Annotated in this window: 8 protein-coding genes; 7 read left to right on the top strand and 1 reads right to left on the bottom strand. The window is 61.6% G+C overall.

Translation table 11 applies throughout. The features are described 5' to 3' along the window. Positions 1-126 precede the first annotated feature (126 nt). The 6 genes from recC to E4O97_RS00700 all read left to right on the top strand — a co-directional run bounded on the left by recC (position 127) and on the right by E4O97_RS00700 (position 11,777). The gene (gene recC / locus E4O97_RS00725) at positions 127-3,579 is read left to right on the top strand and encodes an exodeoxyribonuclease V subunit gamma (protein WP_248160754.1); all 3,453 of its coding nucleotides are present in this window, start codon (positions 127-129) and stop codon (positions 3,577-3,579) included. After that, positions 3,576-7,247 (top strand): exodeoxyribonuclease V subunit beta, encoded by a 3,672-nt coding sequence (recB, locus tag E4O97_RS00720; RefSeq protein WP_248160753.1) that lies wholly within the window; start codon positions 3,576-3,578, stop codon positions 7,245-7,247. The genes recC and recB overlap by 4 nt, the downstream gene beginning before the upstream one ends. Then, positions 7,244-9,322 carry an exodeoxyribonuclease V subunit alpha gene (recD, locus tag E4O97_RS00715; RefSeq protein WP_248160752.1) on the top strand — a complete coding sequence of 693 codons (2,079 nt, stop codon included), beginning with the start codon at positions 7,244-7,246 and terminating at the stop codon, positions 9,320-9,322. The genes recB and recD overlap by 4 nt, the downstream gene beginning before the upstream one ends. 132 nt (positions 9,323-9,454) lie before the next feature. Next, positions 9,455-10,021 carry a YfiR family protein gene (locus E4O97_RS00710; protein WP_032879475.1) on the top strand — a complete coding sequence of 189 codons (567 nt, stop codon included), beginning with the start codon at positions 9,455-9,457 and terminating at the stop codon, positions 10,019-10,021. Further along, positions 10,018-11,280 carry a diguanylate cyclase gene (locus tag E4O97_RS00705; protein ID WP_032879477.1) on the top strand — a complete coding sequence of 421 codons (1,263 nt, stop codon included), beginning with the start codon at positions 10,018-10,020 and terminating at the stop codon, positions 11,278-11,280. The genes E4O97_RS00710 and E4O97_RS00705 overlap by 4 nt, the downstream gene beginning before the upstream one ends. Before the next feature lie 5 nt (positions 11,281-11,285). Further along, positions 11,286-11,777: an OmpA family protein gene (locus E4O97_RS00700; protein ID WP_032879478.1), complete on the top strand. Its 492-nt coding sequence runs from the start codon at positions 11,286-11,288 to the stop codon at positions 11,775-11,777. Positions 11,778-11,904: 127 nt separating this feature from the next. Here the strand turns inward: E4O97_RS00700 and E4O97_RS00695 are convergent, their stop codons facing one another. Continuing rightward, positions 11,905-12,852 carry a LysR family transcriptional regulator gene (locus tag E4O97_RS00695; RefSeq protein ID WP_032879480.1) on the bottom strand — a complete coding sequence of 316 codons (948 nt, stop codon included), beginning with the start codon at positions 12,850-12,852 and terminating at the stop codon, positions 11,905-11,907. 133 nt (positions 12,853-12,985) lie between these two features. On the opposite strand from E4O97_RS00695, the gene E4O97_RS00690 reads away from it, so the two are divergent. Further along, a complete protein-coding gene (locus tag E4O97_RS00690; protein WP_032879481.1) occupies positions 12,986-14,503 on the top strand; it encodes a CoA-acylating methylmalonate-semialdehyde dehydrogenase in 1,518 nt (505 codons plus the stop codon). The last annotated feature ends 13 nt before the right edge of the window (positions 14,504-14,516 follow it).

Below are 14,516 nucleotides of genomic sequence, written 5' to 3'. Positions count from 1 at the left end.
GGGGTTTTGTTTTGGGCGGTCGAAAAGTGTCCACTCTATCCGCGCACGGCTGTCAGGCTGTGTCCGCCCCATGCACCACAGTGCTAAAGTCCACCCCTCGATTTTGCTTTTCCCAAGGAAGCCGTTATGCCGGACGCGACGTCCCTCAGCCCTGGATTCATGGTGGTTCACGGCAACCGCCTGGACGAACTGCGCAGCCTGGTGGTCAGCTGGATGCGCCGTTATCCACTGGCGCCTTTGGAAAACGAAATCGCGTTGGTACAAAGCAACGGCATCGCCCAATGGCTCAAGCTGGCCTTGGCTGAAGATCCGCAAGAAGATGATATGGGCGGCTGCGGCATTGCCGCAGCAATCGACGTGCAACTGCCTGGCAGCTTTATGTGGCAGCTCTACCGCATGGTCCTGGGCCGTGATGAAATTCCACCCAAGTCCCTGCTCGATAAAGCCCCGCTGACCTGGCGTCTTATGCGCCTGTTACCCGAACTGATTGGCCAGCCGCATTTTGAGCCCCTACAGCGCTTCCTGACTCAAGACACCGACCTGCGTAAACGCTACCAACTTGCCGAGCGCCTGGCCGATTTGTTCGACCAATACCAGGTCTACCGCGCTGATTGGCTGGAAGACTGGGCCGCAGGTCGGCACCAACTGCGCAATGGTCGAGGCGAATCCAAGCCCCTCAACCCTGCCAACTGCTGGCAAGCCGAGTTATGGCGTGCGCTGCTGCTGGATGTAGGAGAGGAGGGCATGGCTGAAAGCCGAGCAGGCGTTCACCAGCGCTTCATCGAGCGCATCAACAGCCTTGAGCAAGCGCCGCCCGGCTTGCCTTCCCGGGTGATTGTATTCGGCATTTCATCACTGCCGGCCCAAGCACTGGAAGCCCTCGCTGGCCTGGCCCGTTTCAGCCAGGTCCTGCTCTGTGTACATAACCCTTGCCGCCATCATTGGTCCGACATCGTCGCCGACAAGGATTTACTGCGTAATGAATACAAGCGCCAGGCGCGCAAAGCCGGTATGCCGGTCACTATCGATCCCCAAACCTTGCACCAGCACGCCCATCCGCTACTGGCGGCCTGGGGCAAGCAGGGCCGTGATTACATCAGTTTGTTGGACAGCTACGATGACCCCAACAGCTACCGCGCCGCATTTCGCGATGGGCGCATCGATCTGTTCAGCGACAGCGAACCCACCACGCTGCTCAACCAGCTGCAGGACGATATCCTCGAACTACGCCCGCTGAATGAAACCCGCGAACTGTGGCCCGCTGTTGATCTGGAGCATGATAGGTCCATCCGGTTCCACATCGCCCACAGCGCCCAGCGCGAAGTGGAAATCCTCCACGACCAATTGCTCCAACGCTTCAGCGCCGATCCAACGTTGCGCCCTCGGGACATCATCGTCATGGTTCCCGACGTCGACAGCTACGCGCCGCACATCCGCGCGGTCTTCGGCCAGCTTGAGCGAAATGACCCACGCTTCATCCCCTTTACCCTGACAGACCAAGGCCAACGCGGCCGCGACCCGCTACTGATCGCCGTCGAACATCTGCTCAAGCTTCCCGACAGTCGTTTCCCCGTCAGTGAAATCCTCGACCTGCTCGACGTTCCCGCCCTGCGTGAGCGTTTTGCTATCAAAGAGCGCGACCTGCCCACCCTGCATCGCTGGATCGAAGGTGCCGGTATCCGCTGGGGGCTGAACGCCGAACAACGTGTCGGTTTGGGTCTACCCACAGATCTGGAACAAAACAGCTGGCGATTCGGCCTGCGCCGTATGTTGCTGGGCTATGCAGTCGGCACTGGCATGGCCTGTGAAGGTATTGAGCCCTACGACGAAATCGGCGGCCTCGATGCGGCATTGATCGGCCCGCTGGTCGCCCTGCTCGATGCCTTGAATGATGCCCATCAGGCGTTATCACAACCGGCTGCTCCCAGGGTGTGGGGCGAGCGATTGCAACGCTTGATGCAGCTGTTCTTCCTGCCCAGCAGCGAGCACGATGACTACCTCTTGGGCCAGCTTGAGCAACTGAGAGAGACCTGGCTGGAAACCTGCGAATCCGTTGGCTTGCAGGACGAGTTACCGCTTACGGTCGTCCGTGAGGCATGGCTGGCCGGATTGGATCAGGGTCGCTTGTCCCAGCGCTTTCTCGCCGGAGCTGTCAATTTTTGTACCCTGATGCCCATGCGTGCGATCCCGTTCAAGCTGGTCTGCCTGCTCGGCATGAACGACGGCGACTACCCACGAGCACAACCGCCGCTGGACTTCGACCTGATGGGCAGCGACTACCGTCCCGGTGACCGTTCGCGCCGCGAAGACGACCGCTATTTACTGCTCGAAGCGCTGCTCTCGGCCCGCGACCAGCTCTATATCAGTTGGGTTGGCCGCAGCATCCGCGATAACAGCGATCGCCCTGCCTCGGTATTGATCGGCCAGTTGCGCGACCACCTCGCCAGCGGCTGGCAGCACGCCGGCAGCGATAAGCCGCTGATCGACGCAATGACCCAGGAACACCCGCTCCAACCCTTCAGCGCCCGCTACTTCCATGAAGGCGATCCACTGTTCAGCTACGCCCGCGAATGGCAATTGCTGCATGAAGCGCGGGATGTCATGCCCCCAGCGAATGTATTGCTGCAGCATCAACAGGAAGAACCCCTGAGCCTCGGTCAGTTGCAGGACTTCTTGCGCAACCCAGTCAAACATTTCTTCAGCCAGCGTCTGAAAGTATTCTTCGAAGCCGCAGAAGTGCCTCTGGCTGACGAAGAACCCTTCGTCCTCGACGCACTGCAGCGCTATAGCCTCAGCGACAGTCTGCTAAATGCTGCACTGACCCACCCCGATCACCTCGACCAGGCCCTCAACGCCCAAGCCCTGCGTTTGCAGGGCAGTGGCCTGTTGCCGATGGTCGGTTTCGGTGAGTGCCTGCGTAAGGAGTTGATCGAGCCGTTGCCTGACCTGGTGCAGCGCTATCAACAGCTTCTGGCGCTGTGGCCGACCCCACATACCGGCGCTGAACCTATCAGTTTTGAGTATCGAGGCATTCAGTTGGAAGGCTGGATCAGCGGCTTGCATCGCCGCAGTGATGGCGGCCTGTTAAGCGTTACCACCATCCCCAATAGCATTGGCTCGATCAAGACACGCAAGTGGCATCGCTTGATCCGCCCTTGGGTCAACCATGTGGTGGCCTGCGCCTGTGGCCTGCCATTGAGTACCGGCCTGGTAGCAAGTGACGACACCTTGCTGCTCGAGCCGTTGGATAAACCTACTGCCCAGGAAATCCTCGGCAACCTGCTGCTGGCTTGGCACACCGGTATGAGCACACCGCTGCCCGTTGCAGTAAAAACCGCTTTCGCCTGGCTCGGCCAAACTGACCCCGCCAAGGCCCAAGCCGCGGCCAGCAAAGCTTACGAAGGCGATGGCATCACCACTGACGGCGAACGCCGCGAAACGCCTGCTCTCACGCGGCAATTTCCCGACTACGCGGCGTTGGTCGCCAGTGAGGAATTCGAAGGCTGGTGCGAAACCCTGTATCGCCCGCTCATCAACGCACCATGGCGATCGCTTTCCAGCGCGGAGGCCAGCGCATGATCGGCAAACCCTTGGCCCTGGCATTCCCGCTTAAAGGCAGCCAGTTGATTGAAGCCAGTGCCGGCACTGGCAAGACCTTCACCATCTCCGCGTTATACCTGCGCCTGGTGCTCGGCCATGGTGGTGATGAGTCAGGCTTCGGCCGCGAACTGCTGCCGCCGCAAATTCTCGTCGTCACGTTCACCGATGCGGCCACCAAGGAGCTGCGTGAACGCATCCGCATCCGCCTGGCCGAAGCTGCGCGCTTCTTTCGCGACGAAATCGAACAGCCCGATGCGTTGATCGCCGACCTGCGCGAGCAATACGCTCCGCAGCAATGGCCGGCCTGCGCCAACCGCCTGGACATCGCCGCGCAATGGATGGATGAAGCCGCCGTCTCGACTATCCACAGCTGGTGCCAGCGCATGTTGCGTGAACATGCGTTCGACAGTGGCAGCCTGTTCACCCAGACCCTGGAAACTGACCATAGCGACCTGCTGGGCGAAGTGCTGCGCGATTACTGGCGATTGTTCTGCTACCCGATGCACGACGATGCGCTCAACTGGGTGCGCAACAATTGGGGCGGCCCCGCGGCGCTGATGCCAAGGGTGCGTGCGCTGTTCGGCAGCGAGCGGCCCACCGACGAAAGTCGCGAGCCGGCCGAACTGATCAACGCTTGTTTGCAAGAGCGTCGCGCCGCGCTGACGACCCTCAAGGCACCCTGGCAACAGTGGGCGGCCGAGCTGCGCGATATCTGCCTGCAAGCCGTCGCCGCCAAAACGGTCGATGGGCGCAAGATGCAAGCGCGCTACTTCGAACCCTGGTTCGAAAAGATCAGTGCCTGGGCCGCCGATGAAACCCTGGAGCAATTGGACATCGGTACCGGCTTCACGCGCCTGACGCCCGAGGGCATGGCCGAAGCCTGGAAGGGCGAACCGCCGCAGCACCCGGGGATCGAGGCGATGGCCGGCCTCAAAGCCAGCCTCGATGCATTGCCAACGCCCGACGCCGCGGTATTGCAACATGCGGCTGGCTGGGTGGGTAAACGCTTCGAAGAAGAGAAACGTCGCCGCGCTGAAATGGGCTTCGACGACATGCTGATCCGCCTCAACGCGGCCCTTCAGGCAGACGGTGGCGAGCGCCTGGCCAGTGTGATCCGTGAGCAATTCCCGGTGGCGCTGATTGATGAATTTCAAGACACCGACCCGGTGCAATACAGCATCTTCGACAGCATCTACCGCATCGACGAAAACCACCTGGACAGTGGCCTGTTCTTGATCGGCGACCCGAAGCAGGCGATCTACGCCTTTCGCGGTGCCGACATCTACACCTACCTGCGCGCCCGGCAGTCCACCACCGGCCGCCATCACACCCTGGGCACCAACTTCCGCTCCAGCCATGCGATGGTCGAAGCGGTGAACCACGTGTTCCAGCGTGCGGAAACCGGCCGTGGTGCGTTCCTGTTCCGCGAGCCCAACGGCGAGAACCCGGTGCCGTTTCACCCGGTGCTGTCCCAGGGCCGCAGCGAGCACCTGCAGGTTGACGGCCAACCGTTGCCGGCCATGAACCTGTGGCACCTGCCTACCGACCAGCCGATTTCCACCGCGGTTTACCGTCAGCACTTGGCTGCGGCCTGCGCCACACAGATCGTCGCGTTGCTCAATGGTGGGCAGCAAGGCACAGCAGGTTTTGTAAAAGAGGGCAGCCTCAAGGGCGTATTGCCGTCAGACATCGCCATCCTCGTACGCGACGGCAAGGAAGCCCAGGCCGTGCGCGCTGAGTTGGCCAGCCGTGGCGTGCGCAGTGTGTACCTGTCGGATAAGGACTCGGTTTTCGCCGCCCAGGAAGCTCACGACCTGCTGGCCTGGCTCAAGGCCTGCGCCGAGCCGGATGTCGAGCGCCCGCTGCGCGCCGCCCTGGCCTGCGTCACCTTGAACCTGTCCCTGGCGGAACTGGAGCGTCTGAACCAGGACGAATTGGCGTGGGAATCGCGCGTGATGCAGTTCCGTGGCTACCGCGCAATCTGGCGCACCCAAGGCGTGCTGCCGATGCTGCGTCGCCTGCTCCACGACTTCAAGCTGCCTCAAACCCTTATCGCCCGCAGTGATGGCGAGCGCGTGCTGACCAACCTGTTGCACCTCAGTGAGTTGCTGCAACAAGCCGCGTCGGAACTCGATGGTGAACAGGCGTTGATCCGCCACTTGGCCGAACACCTGGCACTGTCGGGCCAGGCCGGTGAAGAACAGATCCTGCGTCTGGAAAGCGATGAGCAACTGGTCAAGGTGGTGACCATCCACAAATCCAAGGGCCTGGAATACGACCTGGTGTTCTTGCCCTTCATCTGCTCGGCCAAACCGGTGGATGGCAGTCGCTTGCCGCTGCATTACCACGATGAACACGGCAAGTCCCAAGTGAGCCTGCGGCCAACGGCCGAGCTGATCGCCCAAGCCGATGACGAGCGCCTGGCCGAAGACCTGCGTTTGTTCTACGTGGCCTTGACCCGCGCCAAACACGCGTGCTGGCTGGGCATTGCCGACCTCAAGCGCGGCAATAACAGCAGCTCGGTCTTGCACCTGTCGGCATTGGGGTATTTGCTGGGGGGCGGGACGTCGTTGGGCGAGTCCACCGGCCTGGCGCGCTGGTTGCTGGATTTACAGGAAGGTTGCCCGGCCATCCGTTATGGCCTTGTGCCGGATATCCAGGACATCCTGTTTCACCCGCCGCGCAATGAAGCGACGTTGCTTGCGCCGTTGCTGCCCAAACGCAAGGCTGCGGAAAACTGGTGGATTGCCTCCTACAGTGCCTTGCGCATTGGCGACAGCATGAGCGCCGCCAGCCTCGAAGCGCCGGAAAGCCCGCAGGCCCAGAAGCTGTTCGATGACGAACGCCTCGACCCCGATGCACCACGGGAAGTGGTGGCGTCCGGCGGTGATATTCACCGTTTCCCACGCGGGCCTAATCCAGGCACCTTCCTCCACGGCTTGTTGGAGTGGGCCGGTGAAGAGGCTTTCAACGTGACGCCCGAGGCCATTGAAAAGGCCGTGGGCGCACGCTGTAACCGCCGCAATTGGGAAGGCTGGATCGTCACCCTCAGCGGCTGGCTGGGGCATCTGTTGCAAACGCCGTTGCCGCTGTACAACGACCACGTGACCCTCAGCGGTCTTGAGCAGTACCAGATTGAAATGGAGTTCTGGTTCGCCAGTCACACAGTCGATGTGCTCGCCCTCGACAAGCTGGTGTGCCGGCACACCCACGGCGGCGTTTCCCGTGTGGCCGCGGAGCCGGTGCTGCTCAACGGCATGTTCAAGGGGTTTATCGACCTGACGTTCGAACACGAGGGGCGCTACTACGTGGCGGACTACAAATCCAACTGGCTCGGCCCCGACGATTCGGCCTACACCCAGCAAGCCATGGAGCAGTCGATCCTTGAGCATCGGTACGACCTGCAATACGTACTTTACCTGCTGGCCCTGCATCGCCAGCTCAAGGCACGCCTGCCCGATTATGACTACGACCAGCACGTCGGCGGCGCCTTGTACCTGTTCCTGCGTGGCACCCAGTCGGTGAGCCAGGGGGCGTATTTCACCCGGCCGCCCCGTGAGCTGATCGAAAGCCTGGACCTGTTGTTCCAGGGCAAGCCAATTGCGCCCAAGGTCGAGCCCGTCTGGGAACAAGGAGTGTTGCTATGAGCCTGTCGCCGTTACCGCTGGAGGAGCTGGCACCGCTGAGTCACGCCACTGACCTGGTGCAGTTGCTTGAGCGTTGGGTCGAGCGTGGCTGGTTGCGGGCCCTGGACAAAGCCTTCGTCGGCTTCCTGCACGAGCTTGATGCCCAGGCCGATCCCTTGGTGCTGCTGGCGGCCGCGTTGACCAGCCATCAACTGGGCCATGGCCACGTCTGCCTGGACCTGTTCGAAACCCTCAAGACGCCGGACTTCGCCCTGTCTTTGCCGCCCGAAGGCGACCTGCACACCGGCGCCATGCTGCTGCCGTCGCAGTTGCTGCACGGCCTGGACGGTGCCCATTGGTGCCATGCCCTGGCGGGCAGCCCACTGGTCGCGCTGGCGGTCGATGGCAGCGACGTGGCCCAGAGCCGGCCATTGGTGTTGTCCGGCAAACGCATGTACCTGCGCCGCTACTGGACCTACGAGCGACGTATCGATCGCGCCCTGCGCCTGCGCCTCGCGAGCGTGGAGCCCGCAGCTGCCGATTTGCCACAACGCCTCAACCGCCTGTTCGACCAACCGGCGCCGGATGGGGTGATTGATTGGCAAAAACTTGCCTGTGCGCTGGCTACCCGCGGCGCATTCAGTATCGTCACCGGCGGCCCCGGCACCGGCAAGACCACCACCGTAGTGCGGCTGCTTGCGTTGCTGCAGGCGCCCGCCGTGGAGTCCGGCAGCCCGTTGCGCATTCGCCTGGCCGCGCCCACCGGTAAAGCCGCTGCGCGCCTGACCGAATCCATCAGCCAGCAAGTGCTGTCGCTGACAGTGCCCGACAGCGTGCGGGAAAAAATCCCGACGCAGGTCACCACGGTTCACCGCCTGCTGGGCAGTCGTCCCGGTACTCGCCACTTCCGGCATCACCTCGGTAATCCATTGCCGTTGGACGTGCTGGTGGTGGATGAAGCCTCGATGATCGACCTGGAAATGATGGCCAACCTGCTCGACGCCTTGCCACCCCATGCGCGTCTGGTATTGCTGGGCGACAAGGACCAGTTGGCGTCGGTGGAAGCGGGTGCGGTACTCGGTGATTTGTGCCGCGATGCCGAAGACGGCTGGTACAGCCCGCACACTCGGCAATGGCTGCAAGCCGTCAGCGGCGAAGACCTCAGTGCCAGCGGCCTGCAAGAAGACCTCGACGGTAGCCATCCCCTGGCCCAGCAGGTGGTGATGCTGCGCTATTCACGTCGTTTCGGCGAAGGCAGCGGCATCGGCCAGATGGCGCGCTGGGTCAACCAGCAAAATGCCGAACAGGCACGTCAGCTGTTGGCCGCAGGTCGTCATGACGACCTGTTTTGCGTCAGCCTCAAGGGCGAGCATGACTCTGCCCTTGAGCGCCTGGTGCTGGACGGCCAGGGCGACGGTGCCCAAGGCTATCGCTACTACCTGAATCTGCTGCAATCGGCACGTCCACCCTTGGATACGCCACGTGATGACCCGGCCTGGACGCATTGGGCGCAACAGTTGCTGCAAGCCTTCGATGCGTTCCAACTGCTCTGCGCGGTGCGCAAAGGCCCTTGGGGCGTTGAAGGGTTGAATCAGCGCATCACCGCGGCCCTGCGCAAAGTACGCCTGATCGAAGGCGACGAGCAGTGGTACGAAGGTCGTCCGGTACTGATGACCCGTAACGATTACGGCCTGGGCCTGATGAACGGCGACATCGGTATCGCGTTGAAATTGCCCGAAAACGAGGGCGGCTCCCACGTGCTGCGGGTGGCCTTCCCACGTAACGATGGCCAGGGCGGCGTACGTTTTGTGCTGCCCAGCCGCTTGAATGATGTTGAAACCGTGTATGCGATGACCGTGCACAAATCCCAGGGCTCGGAGTTCACCCATACGGCGCTGATCCTTCCGGACGCTTTGAACCCGGTGTTGACCAAGGAGTTGATCTATACCGGTATTACCCGCGCCAAGCGCTGGTTCAGCTTGATCGAGCCCCGCGGTGGGGTGTTTGAGGAGGCGGTACGGCGCAAGGTCAAGCGTTTGAGCGGGTTGATGCTGGAGTTGGACGCCGTGCCTGAAAAACTGACTGATAGGTCATGAAATATTTCTGATTCAGATGTCTGATTTTTCTGAAAAAATAGTAGGCCTCGTGTCAGCCGTGCGGCATGGGGTTTCCCGCCGCTGTGCTATCGTTGCGGCATCACCCTGGAAAATACCTGAGAGAAGTGCTGCATGAACGTGGCTGTCTCGCCCACAGAGCGCAGTTTGAGCTGGAGACGGATGTTGCTGGTGGCGGTTCTGTGCCTGCTCGCACCGCGCGTCTGGGCGCAGACGCCGAGCCTCGCCGAGCAGCGCGCCCAGGCGGTCACCCAGGTCGTCCTGGGCATTCTCAGTTATGCGCGATGGCCGGTGGAGCCTGCGCAATTGCGGCTGTGTGTTGTGGGGCCGACTCAGTACACCGATGACCTGGTCAAAGGCACCACCCAGGCCACCGGTCGTCCAGTGCTGGTACGGCGCCTGCTGGTCGATCATCCGGATATCGTCAATGCCTGCGATGCCGTCTACATCGGCAAAATCACCCCCGACGAACGCAACCGCCTGTTTACCTCATTGATTGGCCACCCTGTACTCAGCATTAGCGAAGGGGGCGACCAGTGCACGGTGGGCAGCCTGTTCTGCCTGCGCGTCAGCGATGAGCAGGTGTCGTTCGAGGTCAACCTGGATTCAGTCGCCCGCAGCGGCGTGCGTATCCATCCCAGTGTGTTGCAGTTGTCTCGCCGTCGAGCGCCTGGCTCATGAGCCGCGATAAAGTGCGGCCGACCCTGCGCTCGGTGATTGCCCGTGGGCATATGATTCTGGCGCTGGTGGCGGTCACCCTGGCCAGTGTGTCCCTGACCCTGCTCGGCGTACTTGCCCTGCGGGTTTACGCCGAGCACAACCTGCACCTGATCGCCCGCTCCATCAACTACACCGTGGAAGCGGCTGTAGTGTTCAACGACAGCGCGGCGGCCACCGAAGCCCTGAGCCTGATCGCCTCCACCGAAGAAGTGGCCCAGGCAGAAGTATTCGATATCAACGGCAAGCTGCTGGCGCGCTGGGTTCGCCCGGAAACCGGCATGTTGTCACGGGTCGAGTTGCAAATAGCGCACGCCCTGCTCGAACAGCCCATCAGCCAGCCGATTCTGCGCCAAGGGCAAACCGTCGGCAGCATCCATCTGGTCGGCCACGGTGGCAGCCTGTTGCGCTTCTTGCTCAGCGGCCTGATCGGGATTCTGATCTGCACCGCCCTCAGCGCCTGGGTGGCCTTGCACTTGTCGCGGCGTCTGTTAAATGGCATCACCGTGCCACTGCAACGCCTGGCCGCCGTCGCTCACGCTGCGCGCAGCGAGCGAGACTTTGACCGCCGCGTACCCTCGGCGCAGATCGCCGAACTCGACAGCCTGGGCAGCGACTTCAACGCCCTGCTCGGCGAGATGGAGGCCTGGCAGAGCCACCTGCAAAGCGAAAACGAAACCCTGGCCCACCAGGCCAGTCATGACAGCCTCACTGGCCTGCCCAACCGCGCGTTCTTCGAAGGCCGGCTTATTCGCGCCTTGCGTAGTGCCGCCAAGGTCAACGAGCGGGTGGCGGTGCTGTTTCTCGACAGCGACCGCTTCAAAGACATCAACGACAGCTTCGGTCACGCTGCTGGCGATGCCGTGTTGGTGGCTGTTGCCGATCGCGTGCGTGCGCAACTGCGCGAGGATGACCTGGTGGCACGCCTGGGCGGCGATGAATTTGCGGTATTGCTGGCGCCGCTGCACAAGGCCGAAGACGCCCATCGCATCGCCGATAAAATCATTGCCAGCATGGACGTGCCGATTTCGCTGCCAGGGGGTACCCAGGTGTTGACCTCCCTCAGTATCGGCATTGCCATTTATCCCGATCATGGCGCCACTCCCGGCACCTTGCTCAACGCCGCCGATGCGGCGATGTACCAGGCCAAACGCCTGTCTTCAGGCGGCCAGCAAACGGCGGAGTCGGAGCATCCCGTCGTCAACGTTCAACACAGGAGTTGATTCCCTTGTTCGCTAACACACGCGTTTTATTTATTTCCTTACTCGTTGCCTTCCTGGCCCTCAGCGGCTGCCAGACGCCCCCGCCCAAGGGGCTCACCCCGGCGCAAGTCGCCGTACTCAAGCAGCAAGGCTTCGAGCTGACCGACGAGGGCTGGGCCTTCGGCCTGTCCGGCAAGGTCCTGTTTGGCAGCGACATCGAAACCCTCAATAAACCCAGCACCGACATCGTCGAACGCATCGGCCAGGCCCTGGTAGGCGCGGGCATCGAGCGCGTACGTGTCGACGGCCACACCGACGCCTCGGGCAAAGAACCCTACAACGTGGCGCTGTCCCTGCGCCGCGCCAAGAGCGTGGGCAAGGTGCTGACCCGCGTGGGTATGAAAGAAGAAAACATCCAACTGCGCGGTTTGGGCAGCAGCGAGCCGGTGGCGCCGAATACGACCACAGCAGGCCGCACCGAGAATCGCCGGGTGTCGATTGTTGTGATCGCAGACTAAGCGGGTTCACCTTCCCCCAGCTGAAATGCATTCAATATGTGGGAGCTGGCTTGCCTGCGATGGCGGTTGATCGGTAGATATAGCTTTTGCTGATACACCGCTATCGCAGGCAAGCCAGCTCCCACATTCAGCCTGCAAACCGCATCTCCCGCGTCTGCCCCATCAACAACCCTTGATTCTGCTCAGTCACCTCCCTGATGTAATCCCACAACAACGTAATCCGTTTCAACTTCCTCAAATCCTCCCGGCAATACATCCAGAACTGCCGCGTAATCGCAATCTGCTCTCCCAGCACCGGCAACAAGCGCGGATCCTGCGCCGCCAGAAAACACGGCAATATCGCCATCGACCGGCCCTGCTGCGCCGCCACGTACTGCGCGATCACGCTGGTACTGCGCAGGCTGGCGCTGGCGCCGGGCACCACGTTGGCCAGGTACAGCAGCTCCGAGCTGAAGGCCAGGTCATCCACGTAGCTGATAAACGGATGCTCGGCCAAATCCGCAGGTTTGCGGATTGGCGGGTGTTGGTCGAGGTAGTCCTGGGTGGCGTACAGCTGCAGTTTGTAGTCGCACAGTTTGCAGCACACATACGGCCCGTGTTCCGGGCGCTCCAGGGCGATGACGATGTCGGCTTCGCGCTTGGACAGGCTGATGAAGTGGGGCAGGGGCAGGATGTCTACCGAGATCGCGGGATAAGTGTCGACGAAATGGCTCAACTGCGGGGTGACGAAGAAGCTACCGAACCCTTCGGTGCAGCCCATGCGCACATGGCCGGACAGCGCCACGCCGGAGCCGGAGACTTGTTCGCAGGCCATGTGCAGGGTGCTTTCGATGGACTCCGCGTAGCCGAGCAAACGCTGGCCCTCGGTGGTGAGCACGAAGCCGTTGGTCCGGGATTTTTCGAACAGCAACGTACCGAGCGACACTTCCAGTGAACTGATGCGCCGCGACACGGTGGTGTAGTCCACCGCCAGGCGCTTGGCGGCCACGCTGGCCTTGCGGGTGCGCGCCACTTCGAGGAAAAACTTCAGGTCATCCCAGTTCAGGGCGCCTAGAGAGGTGATGTTTTTTTGCATATTGGACCGGATTTTATGTGCGTTCTTATTAGAAGTTTGCACATCTATACTCCAAAAACAGTCCGAACGCCTCATTCTTCAAGGCGATTCAACGCCTTGGTTCTCTGCATAACTACAAGATTCTGGAGACCACATGAACGCATCTGCCGATATTTCCGTGCAACAGGTCAAGTTGCTGATCAACGGCGAGTGGGTCGAATCCAAGACCACCGAGTGGCAAGACATCGTCAACCCGGCCACCCAACAAGTGCTGGCCAAAGTCCCGTTTGCCACTGCCGATGAAGTCAACGCTGCCATCGACGCCGCCCATCGCGCCTTTCAGACCTGGAAGCTGACGCCGATCGGTGCGCGGATGCGCATCATGCTCAAGCTGCAAGCCCTGATCCGTGAACACTCCAAGCGTATCGCCGTGGTCCTCAGCGCCGAGCAGGGCAAGACCATTGCCGATGCCGAGGGCGATATTTTCCGTGGTCTGGAAGTGGTCGAACACGCCTGTTCCATCGGCACCCTGCAAATGGGCGAATTCGCCGAAAACGTGGCCGGTGGCGTGGACACCTACACCCTGCGCCAACCTATCGGCGTGTGCGCCGGCATCACTCCGTTCAACTTCCCGGCGATGATTCCGCTGTGGATGTTCCCGATGGCGATTGCCTGCGGTAACACCTTCGTCCTCAAGCCTTCCGAGCAAGACCCGTTGTCGACCATGCTGCTGGTGGAGCTGGCGCTGGAAGCCGGTGTGCCGGCCGGTGTGCTCAACGTGGTGCATGGCGGTAAGGACGTGGTGGATGCGCTCTGTACTCACAAAGATATCAAGGCCGTGTCCTTCGTCGGTTCCACCGCCGTCGGCACCCATGTCTACGACCTGGCCGGCAAACACGGCAAGCGCGTGCAGTCGATGATGGGCGCCAAGAACCACGCCGTGGTGCTGCCGGATGCCAACCGTGAACACACCCTCAATGCCCTGGTCGGCGCCGGTTTCGGCGCGGCGGGCCAGCGTTGCATGGCCACCTCGGTGGTGGTGCTGGTGGGCGCGTCCAAGCAGTGGCTGCCGGATCTCAAGGCTCTGGCACAAAAGCTCAAGGTCAATGCTGGCAGCGAAGCCGGCACGGATGTCGGCCCGGTGATCTCCAAGCGCGCCAAGGCACGCATCCTTGAACTGATCGAAAGCGGCGTGAAAGAAGGCGCCAAGCTGGAGCTGGATGGCCGCGATATCAAGGTGCCAGGCTTCGAACAAGGTAACTTTGTCGGCCCGACTCTGTTCTCGGGCGTGACCACCGACATGCGCATCTACACCGAGGAAATCTTCGGCCCGGTGCTGGTAGTGCTGGAAGTCGACACCCTCGACCAAGCCATCGCCCTGGTTAACGCCAACCCGTTCGGCAATGGCACGGGCCTGTTCACCCAAAGTGGTGCGGCGGCGCGTAAATTCCAGAGCGAAATCGATGTGGGCCAGGTCGGCATCAACATTCCGATTCCGGTGCCAGTGCCGTTCTTCAGCTTCACCGGCTCGCGCGGTTCCAAGCTCGGCGACCTGGGCCCGTACGGCAAGCAAGTGGTGCAGTTCTACACCCAGACCAAAACCGTCACCAGCCGCTGGTTCGATGACGACACGGTCAACGATGGCGTCAACACCACCATCAACCTGCGCTGAACCTGGGAGACGA

This window comes from Pseudomonas sp. W15Feb34, assembly GCF_023127765.1.
In the GTDB taxonomy this organism is placed as follows: Bacteria; Pseudomonadota; Gammaproteobacteria; order Pseudomonadales; family Pseudomonadaceae; genus Aquipseudomonas; species Aquipseudomonas synxantha_A.
Note: the sequence above shows the minus strand (reverse complement) of the source record. Positions and strands in the feature narration are given on the sequence as shown.

Bases quoted from the DNA above. Each gene is read 5' to 3' on its own strand.
- E4O97_RS00705 (WP_032879477.1), top strand. From the start codon at position 10,018: ATGAGCCGCGATAAAGTGCGGCCGACCCTGCGCTCGGTGATTGCCCGT.
- E4O97_RS00695 (WP_032879480.1), bottom strand. From the start codon at position 12,852: ATGCAAAAAAACATCACCTCTCTAGGCGCCCTGAACTGGGATGACCTG.
- E4O97_RS00690 (WP_032879481.1), top strand. From the start codon at position 12,986: ATGAACGCATCTGCCGATATTTCCGTGCAACAGGTCAAGTTGCTGATC.
- recB (WP_248160753.1), top strand. From the start codon at position 3,576: ATGATCGGCAAACCCTTGGCCCTGGCATTCCCGCTTAAAGGCAGCCAG.
- E4O97_RS00710 (WP_032879475.1), top strand. From the start codon at position 9,455: ATGAACGTGGCTGTCTCGCCCACAGAGCGCAGTTTGAGCTGGAGACGG.
- recD (WP_248160752.1), top strand. From the start codon at position 7,244: ATGAGCCTGTCGCCGTTACCGCTGGAGGAGCTGGCACCGCTGAGTCAC.
- recC (WP_248160754.1), top strand. From the start codon at position 127: ATGCCGGACGCGACGTCCCTCAGCCCTGGATTCATGGTGGTTCACGGC.